Source organism: Pseudoxanthomonas helianthi, from assembly GCF_017939625.1.
Taxonomy (GTDB): Bacteria; Pseudomonadota; Gammaproteobacteria; order Xanthomonadales; family Xanthomonadaceae; genus Pseudoxanthomonas_A; species Pseudoxanthomonas_A helianthi.
In genome coordinates this window covers 166,305-181,149 of the sequence record NZ_JAGKTC010000004.1, presented here as the reverse complement: position 1 = coordinate 181,149, position 14,845 = coordinate 166,305, and the positions used below count along the sequence as shown (strand labels likewise).

Here is a 14,845-nt window from a genome sequence, read left to right as displayed (position 1 = left end):
TTCACAAGTCCAGTTCGGCGACCTCGCCGGCGAGCACCGGCGCCAGGTGCAGGTAGCGGGTCGTGCGGCGCTTGTTGCGGATGTCCGTGTAGATCGCTTCGGCCTGCGCTTCGCTCAGGTCGAGGGCGGCGGCCAGTTCGGCGGCGGGCCGTGCGTGGTTCAGCGCCCACAGCGCCAGGTCCATCTGCCGGTAGGGCAGGGCGAAGTAGAACTCGTCCTGGCCCTGGTCGAGGCTGTAGGTATCGGTGGTCGGCACCGCGGCGCAGACGCGTTCCGGCAGTCCCAGGTGGCGCGCCATGGCGTAGACCTGCGACTTGTACAGGTGCGCGATCGGCTTGATGTCGGCCGAACCGTCGCCGTTCTTGACGAAGAAACCCTGGTCGTATTCCAGCCGGTTGGGCGTGCCGACCACGGCGTAGTTCAGGCGGTCGGCGTGGAAGTATTCCAGGGTCTTGCGGATGCGCTGCTTGAAGTTGGTGGCCGCGACGATGGTCAGGTAATCGGCCAGGGCGAGATCGCGTTCGACGTGTTCGCCGCTTGGCGATTCGGCAACGACGCGGAAGCGGTTGATCAGGCCTTCGACGCCGCCGGCAATGACGATCTTGAACTTCCAGCCCTCGCCGTAGCCGGGCACGACATTGCGCACCGCTGCGTCTCGCGCGCGGTAGCAGCCGATCGCCTCCAGCGCCGGCGCGATGTCCACCGTCTCGGTGCGCACGCCCAGATGCTCGGCGAGCAGGCCGGCGCGCACCGCGCTGTCGTCGGAGGAATCGCGTTCCGGCAGGATCAGCGCGAACACGCGCTCCGGCCCCAGGGCGCGCACCGCCAGCGCTAGGCTGACCGAGCTGTCGATGCCGCCGGAAATGGCCACGACCAGGCCGCGACGGTGCAGTTGCCGCGCGACGATCTCGCGCAGGCGCGCGGCAATGCGGGTGGCCTCGCTTTCGAAATCGAGGTCGAGCACGCGCGGATCGAGCATGGGTTGTTCGGGGCGGTTCATGGGCTTGGGATGGTTTCCGTCAGTTGGGCGCGACGCACCTTGCCCGACGCGGTGCGCGGCAAGGCGTCGACGAAGGTCACGTGGCGCGGGATCTTGTAGGCGGCCAGGCGGGCGCGGCAGTGCGCCTTGATGCGGTCGCTGGCGCGCGGCATCGATGCATCGCTGGAAACGACATAGGCCCCGACCACCTGGCCGAGCACTTCGTCGTCCACGCCGACCACTGCGACTTCGCGTACGTCTGGCAACTCGGCGATCACTTCCTCGACATCGAGCGGATGCACGCGGTGCGCGCCGGTCTTGATCATGTCGCTGCGCCGGCCGTGCAGGTACAGGTAGCCGTCGCCGTCGAGCCAGCCGAGGTCGCCGGTATGCAGCCAGCCATCGCGCAGCGCGGTAGCCGTCGCCTGCGGGTTGTTCCAGTAGCCCGGCATCACGCCCGGCCCGCGGACGCAGACTTCGCCGCTCTCGCCGGGGCCGACTTCGCGGCCGTCCTCGCCGACGATCTTCCAGCGCGTGCCCGCGACCGGGATGCCGACCGAACCGGGCTTGTCGTCCAGCCGTTCCGGCGGCAGCCAGCTGATCCGCGAAGTCGCTTCGGTCTGCCCGTACATGACGAACAACCGCGGCTCCGGAAGGACCTCACGCAGGCGACGGGTCAATGCAGGGGACATCGCGCCGCCAGCCTGCGTGAGGTAACGCAAGGACCGTAGTGACTGTTTTTCCCGCACCAGCGTTTCCAGCAACAGGGCGAAGGTCGAAGGTACGCCGGGGAAGCCGGTGGCCTGCTCGCGCTCGATCGCTTCCGCGACCAGCTTCGGGAAGGCGAGGCTGGGCCCCAGCGCCACGCAGCCGCCGACGATCAGATGGGTGTTCAGTACCGACGCCCCGTACGCGTAGTAGAACGGCAAGATGCTCAGCACCCGGTCATCCGCGGTCAGGCCGAGGTAGCCGACGATGGATTCCGCGTTCGCCAGCAGGTTGGCGTGGCTCAGCATCACGCCTTTCGGCGCGCCGGTGGTGCCGGAGGTGTACAGGATCGTGGCCAGGTCGCCCGGCGCGGTCGCGGGTGCGGAGGCTTCCGGCGTGGCGCCGGCATCGGCGACCAGGGATTGTCCGTCTTCCAGCAGGCTCGCCGTCGGTGCCGGCGCGAGTTGTGCCAGGGCTTCGACGGTGTCGCGGTTGGCGCGCTCGCCGACCACGTGGCGCGCGCCGCAATGGCGCAGCCATGGCAGCAGGTCGCGCACGCGCGCCTGAGCATTCAACGGCACCGCCACGCCGCCAGCCAGCCAGGTGCCGTAACAGGCGACGGCGGCTTCGATGCGGTTGGGCAGGATGATGGCGACGCGTTCGCCGGGTTGCAGGCCGTCGGCGCGCAGCCGCTCGGCGAACTGGTTGCACTGTTTCCAGAACGTCGCGTAGTCGATGCGGCGTTCGCCGTCGACGATGGCGATGTTCCCGGGACGTTCCCGGGCCACGCGGGCGACGCGGGCGGGCAGGGTAGCCACGTCGGGGGCGATCAGCCGGCCAGCTTGCGGCTGACGAAATCGTCGACGGTCTGGATGGAATCGAAGTTCGCCGGGATCATTTCCTCCGGCACGATCTGCAGCTTGAAGGTGTCCTCGAGGAAGAACACCAGTTCGTGGATGCCGGTGGAATCGACGATGCCGGTCTGGATCAGCGAATCCTGGTCGCCGATGGCCGAGGCGTCGTCGGAGAACAGGAAATTCTCCAGGATGAACTGCTTGATCAGCTGCTTCTGCGGCATGGGACTCCCCCTGTTTCCGGTTTCGCTTCTGTCCGGTGAATACGCGGAATGCGCGGCTTTCAGGCCATTCGGGACGCCCCGTGTCCGCACGGAAGCGGGTGCTACCATCGACGGCGACCGGCGAGGGAAGGGAATCGCGATGAGGCGCCTGCCATTCTTGTTGTTGTGCGGACTGGCCGCGTGCCGGCCGGGCGCGGAGCCGGTCGATGCGGCCAGGCCGCCGCACGCCGTCCGCGATGCGGTGGCGAAGGTGTATCCCTCCGAGAAGGGCAGTTACGCGGTGACCGAATGGGTCGCCGGACTGGACCATCCGTGGGCGCTGGCGTTCCTGCCCGAAGGCGGCATGCTGGTCAGCGAACGCCCGGGCCGCCTGCGCCGCATCGATGCGACAGGCGCGGTCTCCGCGCCCATCGCGGGTTTGCCGAAGCTGTTCGTCGATGGCCAGGCCGGCCTGCTCGACGTGGCGTTGTCGCCCGGCTTCGCCAAGGACCGCCTGGTCTACCTGTCCTTCGCCGAGCCGAATTTCCGCGGCAATCTCGCCGGTACCGCGGTCGCACGCGGACGCCTCGAAGGCGACGCACTGAAGGATGTCGAAGTGATCTATCGCCAGCAGCCGAAGCTGTCGGCCGGCAGCCATGTCGGTTCGCGGCTGGTGTTCGACGACGCCGGGCATCTGTTCGTCACCCAGGGCGACAACCGCGTCGCCGCGGAGGCGGCGCAGGAACTGGACAAGCTGCAGGGCAAGCTGGTGCGGATCTGGCCCGACGGACGCGTTCCCGACGACAATCCTTTCGTCGCCCGCGAAGGCGCGCGCAAGGAAATCTGGTCGTACGGCCATCGCAACATGCAGGGTGCGGCATTGCATCCGCGCACGCGCCAGTTGTGGACCAGCGAACACGGGCCGCAGGGCGGTGACGAAATCAACATCGAGAAGGCGGGCGCCAACTACGGCTGGCCGCTGGTCACTCACGGCATCGATTACGACGGCGATCCGGTGCCCGGTTCCATCGGGCGCAGCGCGCCGGGCATGCAGGATCCCGCCTATGTGTGGAAGAAATCGCCGGCGGTCAGCGGCATGGCGTTCTATACCGGCCAGTTGTTCCCGCAATGGGAGGGCAATCTGTTCCTTGGTGCGCTGGCCGGGCAGGCGTTGATTCGCCTGGAGCTGGATGGGGACAAGGTGGTGCACGAGGAGCGCCTGCTGGGTGCGCTGGGGCAACGCATCCGCGATGTGCGGCAGGGGTCGGATGGGGCGCTTTATGTGTTGACCGATGATGCCGACGGCAAGCTGTTGCGGTTGTCGCCAGCGAACTGAAGCGGGTAGAGGCAATCAATCGACTTGTGCAGGAAATTCTCGATTGCCTCCGCCTCTGTCACTGTCTTCAGTCCGGGCGCCAGGATACCGGGCGTGGGAGCGACGTAAGTCGCGATGCTTTTCAGCCCGATTGCAAGGAAAACGACAAAAGCATCGCGACTAACGTCGCTCCCACATCGGATTCCTCAAGCCGGCTCCGCGGTACGTGGTTTGCGCGCGATGAAATCGACGCTGGTAATGCACAGCTCTTCTGGGGGAATGCCGGCAAACTGCGCGTGCACCGGAGTGCTCGCCAGTTGCCTGAGCCGTTCGGGTCGCGCAGTCGCCGTATTCAGTTCGATCCGGAACCCAAGCGCTCTCGCCTCGTCGACGAAATACCGCGCACGCAAACGATTCTGGTACAGGAAGGCGTTGTTCCAGCGCTGCCATTGCCGGTCCGAATAACGCAGGTAATGCAGCTGGTGCAACTTGCGGTCGACATACGCGTAATGGTCGCCGCAATTGACCGAATGGAACATGATGCCGCCCGGCGCGAGGATGCGCATGGACTCGCGGTACATCGCCTCGATCACTTCCGCCGGCACGTGTTCCAACACGCTGTTGGAGAACACCACGTCCACTTCGCCTTCGCCCAGCGTCGTCTTCGTCGCATCGGCGGGCGCGCGGTAATGGATCACGCCGCTGCTCGCCGTCTCCAGGTCGTCGCCCGCTAGGATGCGTTCGCGCAGCGCGTCGTAGCGCTGGCGGACCGCCTCCGGGTTCGCGCCGCCGGCTTCGGCGATCACCGGCAGGAACCGTTCCAGCGTTTCCACGCAGGCGCGGGTCAGGTCGGCGCGCAGATGCGGGTTGAGGTCGTAAGTAGTGATCCGCGCCGCGCCCGCCAGGTAGCACGCGAACGGAAACGTCGGATACCAGCCGGTGCCGATCTCGAAACCACGCATCCCGGCGAACTCGCGGCCGGCGTTGCGCAGGTGCCCGGCCATGATCGTCCAGTCGTCGATCTTGCTCGCCAACTCGCCGGAGAAATCACGCAGGCCGCCGAAGCGGCGCTGCAGCTGGAAATGCAACGCATCGCCGCCGGGCAGATAGCCCAATGCTTTCTGCAGGGTTCCCTTGATCCGCCAATGCATGGACGATGCCCTCTCCCTGGTCCCGGATCAGGAAGCGACGGTCGCCAGCGGCGCCGTCTCTCCCGCGGTTGTTTCGCGCCGCGTCGCGGCATCGTCGAGGAACTGCCGGTGCAGCAGCATCGTCGACAGGATGCCGACGAAGGCCTGGTTGTCGGCGAAGCCGGTGGCACGGTCCTGGCGGCATTTCTCGAACAGCCGGCCGGCCGCCGCCGGATCGAAGTACCCCGCGTCGCGCAGCCGCACGGGCTCGAACGCATCGGCGACGTAGTCCAGCGGTTTCCCGTCGAAGAAGAAGCTCTGGCTGTCCGGGGCGCGATACGGCTGCTTGGTGCGGTTGACGATATCGGCGGGCAGTAGGTCCGCCAGGGCGCGGCGCAACAGGTATTTCTCGGTCATGCCGCGGATCTTGAAGCTGGGCGGCAGGCGGTTGGCGAACTCGATGACCCGATGGTCCAGGTAGGGGAAGCGGCCTTCGATGGAATTGGCCATCGCCACGCGATCGCCCTGCGACGACAGCAGGTAACCGGCCAGCAGCGACTTCGCCTCGACGTACTGATCGCGGGCCAGCGGGCTCCAGTCAGAAGTGTTCGCGGGCAGCGTCCGTTCGTAGAAGTCGAGCGGATCCCATCCGGCGGTCGCGGCACGAAGCTCCGGCGACAGGAACGCCAGCGCACGCTGCGAAGTGGTCCAGCGCGGCACATGCGCGAACACCGGCCGCTGCAGATACTGCATGCCCTGGCCGAAGAACTGCTGGGCGAAGCCGGCATGGCCGACCGGCGAATTGCGCAGGTAGCCGTACAGCTTCTGCAGCAGCAGCGGACGGAATCGCGAATCCGGCTGCCGCGCCCAGAAGCGGCGCACCTTGGCTTCCTTGAACAGGTCATAGCCGCCGAACACCTCGTCGGCGCCTTCGCCGGTCAGCACCACCTTGTAGCCGTGCTCGCGCACGCTGCCCGACAGCAGCATCAGCGGCACCGGCGCGGTGCGCAGCACGGGTGCCTCGGCGTGGCGGACCAGCCGGGGAAAAGCTTCGCCGATGTCGCGGCGCGTGCAGCGCAGGGTGGTGTGGTCGGTGCCGAGGTGGCGCACCATCGCCTGCTGGTAGCCGCTTTCGTCGAACTCGCCGTCTTCGAATGCCACCGAGAACGTGCGCACCGGCGTGTCGGTGAAGCCGCGGATCAGCGCGACGATGCCCGATGAGTCCAATCCGCCGCTGAGGTAGGCACCGACCGGCACGTCGGCGCGCAATTGCAGGCGCACCGCATCGACCAGCAGTTCGCGCAATTCTGCGGTCGCCTGCTCGACCGACAGCGGATAGCGCGATGGCGAAGTCTCCGCCGCATCGGGGAAGGTCCAGTCCCAGTACTGCTTCAGTGTCTGCCGGCCATTGCGTTCGACCGCCAGCAGGCAGCCCGGCGGCAGGCTGCGCACGCCTTCGTACAACGTGTCCGGGTCTGCCGGCGACCAATAGGTGAAGGCCTGCACCAGCGCCTGCGGGTTCAATCGCGCACATTGCGGCAGTACCGCAAGCAGGGCCTTCATTTCCGAAGCGAACCAGACGCGTCCGTCGAAATCGGCGTAGTAAAGCGGGCGGATCCCGGCCCGGTCGCGCGCCAGTACCAGGCGCCGGCGCGTTCCGTCCCACAGCGCGATGGCGAACTGGCCGTTGAGGTGCTTGACGAAATCGTCGCCATAGCGGTCGTACAGGTGCACGATCACTTCGGTGTCGGATTGGGTGTAGAAGCGGTGGCCCTGTGCTTCCAGCTCGCGGCGCAGCTCGATGTAGTTGAAGATTTCCCCGTTGAACACCGTCCACACGTCGCGGCGCGGGTTGTGGATCGGCTGGTCGCCAGTGGCCAGGTCGATGATCGACAGTCGCGCATGGGCGAGGCCGACGTCGTCTTCGACGTGGAAGCCATAACCGTCCGGGCCGCGGTGGTGCAGGGTCCGGATCATCTTCCTCAGGGCGGCGCGCGCGGTGTCCGCACGGATGCCGGGGCCGCTGAAACCTGCGATTCCGCACATGGCGACGAAGTCTCCCTAGGCGCCAGTGCGGTGGAAGTCGTCGGGGCCGGGAGTGGCGTTCTGCATGCGGATATCAACGCTCCATGGCAAGTTTGGCCCGCTTGGCCGCGCGCAACAGGAACCCGGGCAGGCAGGCCCGGCCGATGCCGACGACTGCCGGAAGCGAGGGCCGTTCCTGCATGGAACGCAAGGCGGAGCGGAGTCCGTCCATGCGTTTGCCGTTGCGTACCAGGCTGGCGGCGTGCCGTGAATGCAGGTTCGCGTAGCTGCGCGAGGCCATGCCGGGATGGTTTGCCTCGAGGGCAGGGTGGGTCGCGAAAATGCGGCGATACACCTCGAGCAGCTTGGCGTAGCCGGAAGCGCTGTCGTGGCTGAGGCTGCCCTGCACGTCGCGCTTGTACACGACGGCCGCATCGATCATCGCGGTGGCGGGGCGTCCGACCAGCACCTTGAGGAAGAAATCGACGTCCTCGGCGTAGGGCAGCGATTCGTCGAAGCCGCCCACGCGGTCGAAGGCGGCGCGGCGCACGACCACGGTCGAGGTGCCGAAGAACGGATGGAAAAAGCTGCTCTCGAGATCGGTCGTCCGCGTGTGTCGCGGCAGGCCGTCGCCGCCGGGCCGTCCGGGCGAAGCGAGCGATTCCGGTATCTCCACGAAGTTCGAGTAGACCAGATCGCAGTCCGGATAGCGTTCGAGCAGGCGCACCTGGGCCTCGAGCTTGCCGGGATGCCAGACATCGTCGGCATCCAGGAAGGCGACCAGCTCGCCCGAGGAATGGCGCACGCCGGTGTTGCGCGCGTGGGAGACGCCGGCGTTCGCCTGGCGCAGGCAGGTCACCCCGGGGATGGACGCGGCGATCGCGGCGGTGGCGTCCGAGGAGCCATCATCGACGACGATGACCTCCTTGTCCGGCCAAGTCTGGGCCAGCGCGGACTGGATGGCCTCCGCGACATAGGCGGCGGCTTCGTAGGCGGGGATGATGATGCTGACCTTGGGCATGGTTGGAATCGGCAATGGAACGGTCGCTGCGACTCCGATTCGCAAAACCGCCGAAGGTTCTGCCGTCTGCGGTCGTCGGTAACGGCATTGCCAACGCAAAACGCGGCGCAGACCGGCCGTCAGCGTCCGCTGCGCAGGACCGCCTCGCAAGCCCGCAGCGTTTCTTCCGCCACCTGCGTCCAACTGCGCGAGAAGCGCTTCGCCAGCGCTGCCGCATCCCATTCGCGCGCCAGGCCCGAACGCAGGCCTTCGGCGAGCGCCTCGGCATCGCGCGGCGGTACCAGCACGCCGCAGGCCGCATCGACGACCTCGGGAATGCCGCCCACCGGGGTCGCCACGACCCCGCGGCCGCAGGCCAGTGCCTCGACCAGCACGTTCGGATGGCCTTCGGAGTAGCTGGGCAGGGTCACCAGGTCGGAGGCGGCCATCCAGCGCGCGACTTCGTCCGGCGGTTGCGCGCCGGCGAACACGACCTCGCAGCCGCTTTGCGCGGCCAGCGCCGCCAGTTCGGCGCGCATCGGGCCTTCGCCGACCAGGGCGATGCGCAGGTCCGGCATCGCAGGCGCCAGTTGCCGCGCGGCTTCCAGCAGTTCGCGCAGGCCTTTTTCGGGAACCAGGCGGCCGACGTAGACGACCAGCTGCGCGTCGGCGGGCACGCCGAGCGCGGCGCGGGCGGCGGCACGGTCGCGCGGATGGAAGATCGAGGCGTCGCAGCCGTTGGGCACGACATGTACGCGCTCCGCATTGGCGCCGTAATCGCGCACGGCGAGCCGGCCCAGATCGTCGCTGACCGTCAGCAAGGCGTCGGCCCCGCGGACCACGCGCCGGGTCAGGCGGCGGCTGATGGCGTCGCGCACCCGGATGTCCGAGCCGCGCGCGCCGGCCACCAGGGGCACGCCGGCGCGCCGCGCGGCCAGCAGGGCGCCGTAGGCGTCGGGGTAGAGCCAGTAGGAGAGCAGCACGTCCGGCCGCAGTCGCGCGACCGCAAGATGCAATGCGCGGGCGCACAGCGCGCCATTGAAGGGCCGCGACAGTGCCGGCAACGCCGGGTAGGGAAGGTAGTCCACCTTGCAGCCCTCGATCGCCGCGGCCGGCCCCGGCGCGCGATACAGGTAGCTGCGCGGACGCGCCCAGCGCGGATAGGTCGCGACCGGGCTCAATACGTGCACTTCGGCCATGCCCGCCAGTGCGCGCACGGTCTGGTGGATCGGGCGGCCGCGATTGGGTTCCCCGGCGATGGGGAACTGGGAAGTGACGATCAGGAGGCGCATGGCGTCGGCGCGTGCGGGCGGCCTCGATGGCCTGTCCGCGGGGTGGCCGACGTTATAGCGATCAAGCTGCGAATCGGAACAGGGGACCGATGTGGTGAAGGAAGGCTCGCCATCTGCGCGCGTGGTGGAATTGGATGCATTGCGGGGCATCGCCGCCGTGGCCGTCATGGCCTACCACTACACAACGCGGTATGCGGAACAGATCGGTCATGCCGGCGGGTCGCTGCCGAGTATGGCATTCGGCAAATACGGCGTGCAGCTGTTCTTCCTGATCAGCGGCTTCGTGATCTTCATGACCCTGGAGCGCACCCGCACCGCGATGGATTTCGTGGTATCGCGCTTCTCGCGGCTGTTCCCCGCCTACTGGGCAGCGATGGCGATCACCGCGGCGGTGGTGTACACGGTCGGCCTGCACGGCCAGCGCCTGCACATGGACGACCTGCTGCTGAACGTCACCATGGTCCAGGACTTCCTCGGCGCCGAGGAACTGGACGGTTCCTACTGGACCCTGGAAATCGAACTGTTCTTCTACGCGCAGATGCTGCTGTGGTTCGTGCTGGGTTGGCTCGGCCGCATCCGCTGGATCATCGGCGGCTGGCTGCTGCTGGCCGCGCTGGAAGGATTGCTCGAGCGGGCCGGCTGGCATTTCCCGTACGCGATGCGCGAACTGCTGATCCTGCGCCACGTCCCGTTCTTCGCCCTCGGCATCCTGTTCTATCGCCTGCGGACCCGGCCCGCGCAGTGGCGGGGGGACGTGGCGATGATCGCGCTGGCCTTGCTGGCGGTGGGCATCGGCCAGAAACCGCTGATGCTGCTGGTCGCGGTGGTGTGCTGCGCGATCTTCGCGGCGTTCGTGCGCGGCTGGCTGCGCTTCCTGAACCTGTCGCTGTTCGCCTTCATCGGTGGGATTTCGTACACGCTGTACCTGGTCCACCAGTCGGTGGGTTTCGTCGCCATCTACCGGCTGGAGCACGCCGGCGTGCCGGCGTGGGCGGCAGTGCTCGCGTCGATGACGCTGGCCTTCACGCTGGCGACCGCACTGCACCGGCTCGTGGAAAAGCCGGCGATGGAGTGGATCCGCGCGGAATGGCGGATGCGCCACGCCCGTGCGCAGGAGGCGTGAGCCCGCGGATGCGGACGGGCCGGGAAGCTTCCCAGGAAGCGATGGAGTCCGTAAAGAACGCAAAATCCGACGTGACGTTCCTCTCTCCATCGTTTGATGGGGAGAGGGCGCCGGAGGCGGCGAGGGGCGCTTTTGATGTTGCCCGTTGCTATTGCTATTGCCTGCGATCAAGAAGCAAAAGCATGCTCGCTTCGCGCGCGCCCCTCATCCGGGCTGTCGGCCACCCCCGACTAAAGCATTCGAGGGCAGGCTCTTCTCCCCGTGAACGGGGAGAAGGAGATTCCACACTGGAGTCCGAATGCTTCGTTTTTCGCGTCCTTCGCGGACTGAATCAACCGAACGTGCCGTCGAGGCCTTTCGCCACGCCGACGCGCGGGGTCCAGCCCAGCCGCTCGCGCGCGGCGCGGGTATCGAAATTGGAAAGCGGGCGCAGCGAGCGTACCCGATAGCGGGTCAGCGGCACTTCACGCTTCAGCACCTTGCCCAGCAACTCCACGCCGAAGCCGAGTCCCAGGAACACCCAGGTCGGCACCCGGACGCGTTTGAGCGTGGCGCCCAGCTTGCGCTGCGCACGCTGCAGGTAAGCCTCCTGCGTCACCGTGGCGGTATCGACGATGTTGAAGGTGCCGCCGCTGGCCTGCGCCGCGGCTTCCGCCAGCAGCAGGGCATCGACCACGTCGTCGACGTAGACCAGCGGCAGGGTTTGCTTGCCGCTGCCGACCGCGACCCAGCGACCCGCCAGCGAGATCACCCCGTTCGGCGTGACCTGCTCCGCGCCGGGCCCGAAGATCTGTCCGGGGCGCAGGATCACCGCGGGCAGGCCGCGATGGTCGATGGCGTCGCGGACGAAGCGTTCCGCGTCGAGCTTGGTGCGGGTATACGCGCCGCGCCAGTCGGGATGGGGTTCCTGCGCCGAACCTTCGGTCATCGTCGCGGCCGGGTCGCGCCCGGCATGGTCGAACACGCTCATCGAGCTGACGTAGACCAGCCGCCGCGTCGCATGCGCCAGACAGGCTTCGACCACGTTGCGCGTGCCCCAGGTGGTGCCGGCCTCGAAATCGCGCGGACCGCCGCGCATCGCCGCGCCGACGTGGTAGACCACGCCCGCGCCACGCACCGCATGGTCGACGATGCGTGGGTCGCCAAGGTCGCCGACCACCACCTGCACGCCGGGATCGTTCGCGTAGGCGGGCACCGGGCGGCGCACCAGTACGCGCACGCTGCGGCCTTCGCCGCGCAGGCGCGCGACGACCTTGCGGCCGAGGAAGCCGGCGGCGCCGGTGACCAGCGCGTCGGCCGGGGGCAGTGCCGCGTAACGGCTTTCCAGCAATGCCAGGCGCTGGCGATCGGGTTCGGCGCAGGCGGGTTCCAGCAGGCGCGCGATGCGCAAGGCGTCCTCGCCGGAAAACGGCGGCGCGCCGCCGTCGCGCACGGCTTCGGCGAAGGCGCGCGCGCCATGGCGGATGCCCGGCGACGGCTTCAACAGGCCGGTGGCGAAACGGACCACGTTCCAGGGAATGCGGAACACGTCCTTGACCGCGCTGAAGAACGCGTTGGCGACGATGCCGATGAACTTCGGTCCCGGCAGCACGCGATGCACGCGGCAGGTCTGCAGGAAACGGTCGACCTCGATGGTACCGCGCGTGCCGCGCACGAACACGCGGTTCTCCATCGGCCGCGCGTTCCACGACAGCAACAGGCGGCCGACGCCGCGCCGGGTCCACGCCTGCGCCTGCCATTCGTCGAAATGCAGGTTGGGATCGGTGCCGCTGGCCTGGCATTCGACGCCGAGGCGCTCGACCGGGCCAAGGAACGCCTCGATGGTGTACAGCCCGTGCACGCCGAGGTCGCGGAACGGATACGAACCCTGGGTCACCGAACCGGGCAGCGGGCCGCCAGCGTACGGCGGGTATTCGGAATTGCGGATGATGTCGACCGACAGCACCTCGCCGATGCGGCCGTCGCGCGCCGCCTGTAGCGCCTGCATCAGTACCGGGTCGAACAAGTCGGAATGGTTCACGCCCAGCAGCAGGCCGCGCGCCTGCGCGGCGGCGATCATCGCTTCGCAATCCGCCACGCTGTCGGCCATCGGCTTCTCGACCAGCACGTGGCAGCCCATGTCCAGCGCGGCGAGCGCGATGGCGGGGTGCGACGACGGCGGGGTGAGCACATACACGACCTGCGGCTGCGCATCCGCCAGGTCGGCCAGGGCGGTAGCGCTGCGCGGAATGCCGAAGCGCGCGGCCAGCGCCTGCGCCGCGGGCAATTGGCTGTCGCAGATGCCGACCACGTCGACGAAGTCCAGTTGCTTCAGCGCGGCCAGGTGATGGGTGGCGACGTAACCGGCGCCGACGATGGCGACGCGCAGGCGGGTGGAGGCAGGGGAGTGGGGCGTGGTGGTGAGCATGTTCAGGCGGCTTGGGAGCTAGAGGGGAGGGCGCGCGCCACGACGGCGAGCACGTCGTCGACGCGACGGTCCCAGGTCTGGTCGGCGACCGCGGCGATGCGTTCGGCGGCGGCATCCGGATCGTTTTCCGCCAGCGCCTGTTCCAGCGCCTGCAGGAAACCTTCGCGGTCGTCGGCGATGCGCACCCAACGCGCGAATTTCTCGATCTCGGGATTGCGCACGCTGACCACCGGCTTGCCGGTGGCCAGGTATTCGCGCAGCTTCAGCGGATTGGCATTGGCGACCTGGCGGTTGAGCCGGTACGGAATGATCGCGGCATCGAAAGCCTTGGCCCAGCGCGGCAGGTCGGCATAGGGCTGCGGACCCGCGAGCCTGACGTTGGCCAGGCTGCGCAGGGCGCCGACGTCGGCGGCGGCGTGCCCGACCAGCAGGAAGGTCCAGTGCGGGCGTTGCTGCGCCAGCCAGGCGATCAGTTCGAAGTCGATCCACTCGTGCAGCGAACCGATGTAGCCGATCACCGGCGAAGCCAGGTCGCGCGCGGCCGGCGGCAGCGGCGTGCCGGCGTCGCCGGCGCGGCGGAACAGGTCCACGTCCACGCCGTGCGGCGCGTAGAAAGTCTGCGGATTGATCGCGCGCTTGGGCTCCAGCAGCGCGGGTGGGGCGACGAACTGCAGGTCGGCGCTGCGGCTGAGCGCCGCGTCGCGATGGCCGATCAGTTCCGCGTCGACGCCCGGGTGTGCGGCGTAGTCGTCGATGCAGTAGTACACGCACAGGTCTTCGCCGAGGCGACCGGCGAGGAAGCCCGGATGCGGCACCACGAACCAGGAAATGCGCCGGTCGATGCCGACGCTGCGCAGCGCACGGCGCACCGCCCAGCGGCCGAACGCGCGGTTGAACGCCTCGACGCCGGGAACGCGCCGGAACGGCAACTGCGGCACCGTGCAGCGCCAGAAGCCCGGGCGGATCGGTTCCGGCTTGCGCAATGCCGCGGCCAGCTTGCGCCAGGCCTTGCGCAGGTCGCGGCCGGAAGCGTTGGGCGCGCGCATCCCGGGCGAATCGACGTACAGCACCGGCATGCGCTGGGCCAGGCGCGCGGCGACATGGTGGCTGCTGGTGCGGTTCTCCGCGTTCCAGTCGTTGCCGAAGTAGACGATGCCCCGCCCGTGCAGGGCGGCATGGACGTCAGTCATTGCGCCACCACGCCACCAGCCACGCGGTGCCGCCGTGGAAGATCCAGTCGCGGTGCACGCCGGGCAGCTTCTCCAGGTGCGGGCCGACCCTGCCGCAGGCGGGCGCGAAGAAGGTCACCAGGCCATTGCGCCCCAGATGGCGCATGCGCCGCAATTCCTCGGCCGGATCGCTGAGGTAGTACAGCACCTCGCAGGCGGTCACCAGGTCGAAGCGGTGCTGCTGGTCGCCCCACGGTTGCGCGGACAGTTCGGTGGCGGCGAAATGCGCCTGCGGCAGCCGGGCCCGGGCGCGTTCGATCGCGTGCGGGCTGACGTCGATGCCGTATTGCCGATCGCTCAACCGGGCCAGGTATTCGGTCTGGTGGCCTTCGCCGCAGCCGATCTCGAGCACCGATCCGACCCGGCCGAAGGCCTGCTCGATGATCCGGTTGGTGGCCTCGAAGCGCGTGCGCTCCATCGGCGAATCCATGTTCCATGGATCCTCCATCCGGTAGGCGAGGTCGAGCCCCTGATGGTTGTCGTTGCCGCCGACGCCGCGCAGCGCGTACTTCATCCAAAGGCGGCGGCGGGCTTTCTTCAACAGACTCGCGGTGTCGGCGAACATTCCGGGTTTCCTCGT

At 68.2% G+C, this 14,845-nt stretch carries 12 protein-coding genes; 2 read left to right on the top strand and 10 right to left on the bottom strand.

All coding sequences use genetic code 11. The features are described from left to right. Position 1: 1 nt before the first annotated feature. The 3 genes from nadE to J5837_RS15785 are packed head-to-tail and all read right to left on the bottom strand — an operon-like array spanning position 2 to position 2,765. Positions 2–1,000, bottom strand: a complete 999-nt coding sequence (nadE, locus tag J5837_RS15795; protein WP_244756054.1) for an NAD(+) synthase — start codon at positions 998–1,000, stop codon at positions 2–4. Then, positions 997–2,505, bottom strand: coding sequence for a class I adenylate-forming enzyme family protein (locus J5837_RS15790; RefSeq protein WP_210537744.1), 1,509 nt, complete (start codon positions 2,503–2,505; stop codon positions 997–999). Before J5837_RS15790 ends, nadE begins: the two co-directional genes overlap by 4 nt. A gap of 11 nt (positions 2,506–2,516) precedes the next feature. Next, positions 2,517–2,765 (bottom strand): acyl carrier protein, encoded by a 249-nt coding sequence (locus J5837_RS15785; RefSeq protein ID WP_210537743.1) that lies wholly within the window; start codon positions 2,763–2,765, stop codon positions 2,517–2,519. A gap of 139 nt (positions 2,766–2,904) precedes the next feature. On the opposite strand from J5837_RS15785, the gene J5837_RS15780 reads away from it, so the two are divergent. After that, complete coding sequence (locus J5837_RS15780; protein WP_210537741.1) at positions 2,905–4,080, top strand: PQQ-dependent sugar dehydrogenase; 1,176 nt, start codon at positions 2,905–2,907, stop codon at positions 4,078–4,080. Positions 4,081–4,265: 185 nt separating this feature from the next. On the opposite strand, the gene J5837_RS15775 is transcribed toward J5837_RS15780, so the two are convergent. The 4 genes from J5837_RS15775 to J5837_RS15760 all read right to left on the bottom strand — a co-directional run bounded on the left by J5837_RS15775 (position 4,266) and on the right by J5837_RS15760 (position 9,506). Further along, a complete protein-coding gene (locus J5837_RS15775) occupies positions 4,266–5,210 on the bottom strand; it encodes a class I SAM-dependent methyltransferase (RefSeq protein WP_210537740.1) in 945 nt (314 codons plus the stop codon). Between the two features lie 27 nt (positions 5,211–5,237). Beyond that, positions 5,238–7,235 (bottom strand): asparagine synthase (glutamine-hydrolyzing), encoded by a 1,998-nt coding sequence (gene asnB, locus J5837_RS15770; protein ID WP_210537739.1) that lies wholly within the window; start codon positions 7,233–7,235, stop codon positions 5,238–5,240. Positions 7,236–7,308: 73 nt separating this feature from the next. After that, positions 7,309–8,235 carry a glycosyltransferase family 2 protein gene (locus J5837_RS15765; protein WP_210537738.1) on the bottom strand — a complete coding sequence of 309 codons (927 nt, stop codon included), beginning with the start codon at positions 8,233–8,235 and terminating at the stop codon, positions 7,309–7,311. A 119-nt stretch (positions 8,236–8,354) separates the two neighbouring features. Next, positions 8,355–9,506: a glycosyltransferase gene (locus J5837_RS15760; RefSeq protein WP_210537737.1), complete on the bottom strand. Its 1,152-nt coding sequence runs from the start codon at positions 9,504–9,506 to the stop codon at positions 8,355–8,357. A gap of 94 nt (positions 9,507–9,600) precedes the next feature. Between J5837_RS15760 and J5837_RS15755 the strand changes: the two genes are divergently transcribed. Continuing rightward, complete coding sequence (locus J5837_RS15755; RefSeq protein ID WP_210537736.1) at positions 9,601–10,629, top strand: acyltransferase family protein; 1,029 nt, start codon at positions 9,601–9,603, stop codon at positions 10,627–10,629. 331 nt (positions 10,630–10,960) lie between these two features. On the opposite strand, the gene J5837_RS15750 is transcribed toward J5837_RS15755, so the two are convergent. The 3 genes from J5837_RS15750 to J5837_RS15740 are packed head-to-tail and all read right to left on the bottom strand — an operon-like array spanning position 10,961 to position 14,830. Then, positions 10,961–13,036, bottom strand: coding sequence for an NAD-dependent epimerase/dehydratase family protein (locus J5837_RS15750; protein WP_210537735.1), 2,076 nt, complete (start codon positions 13,034–13,036; stop codon positions 10,961–10,963). Between the two features lie 2 nt (positions 13,037–13,038). Continuing rightward, complete coding sequence (locus J5837_RS15745; RefSeq protein WP_210537734.1) at positions 13,039–14,226, bottom strand: glycosyltransferase; 1,188 nt, start codon at positions 14,224–14,226, stop codon at positions 13,039–13,041. Continuing rightward, the gene (locus tag J5837_RS15740) at positions 14,219–14,830 is read right to left on the bottom strand and encodes a class I SAM-dependent methyltransferase (protein ID WP_210537733.1); all 612 of its coding nucleotides are present in this window, start codon (positions 14,828–14,830) and stop codon (positions 14,219–14,221) included. The genes J5837_RS15745 and J5837_RS15740 overlap by 8 nt, the downstream gene beginning before the upstream one ends. Between the last annotated feature and the right edge of the window lie 15 nt (positions 14,831–14,845).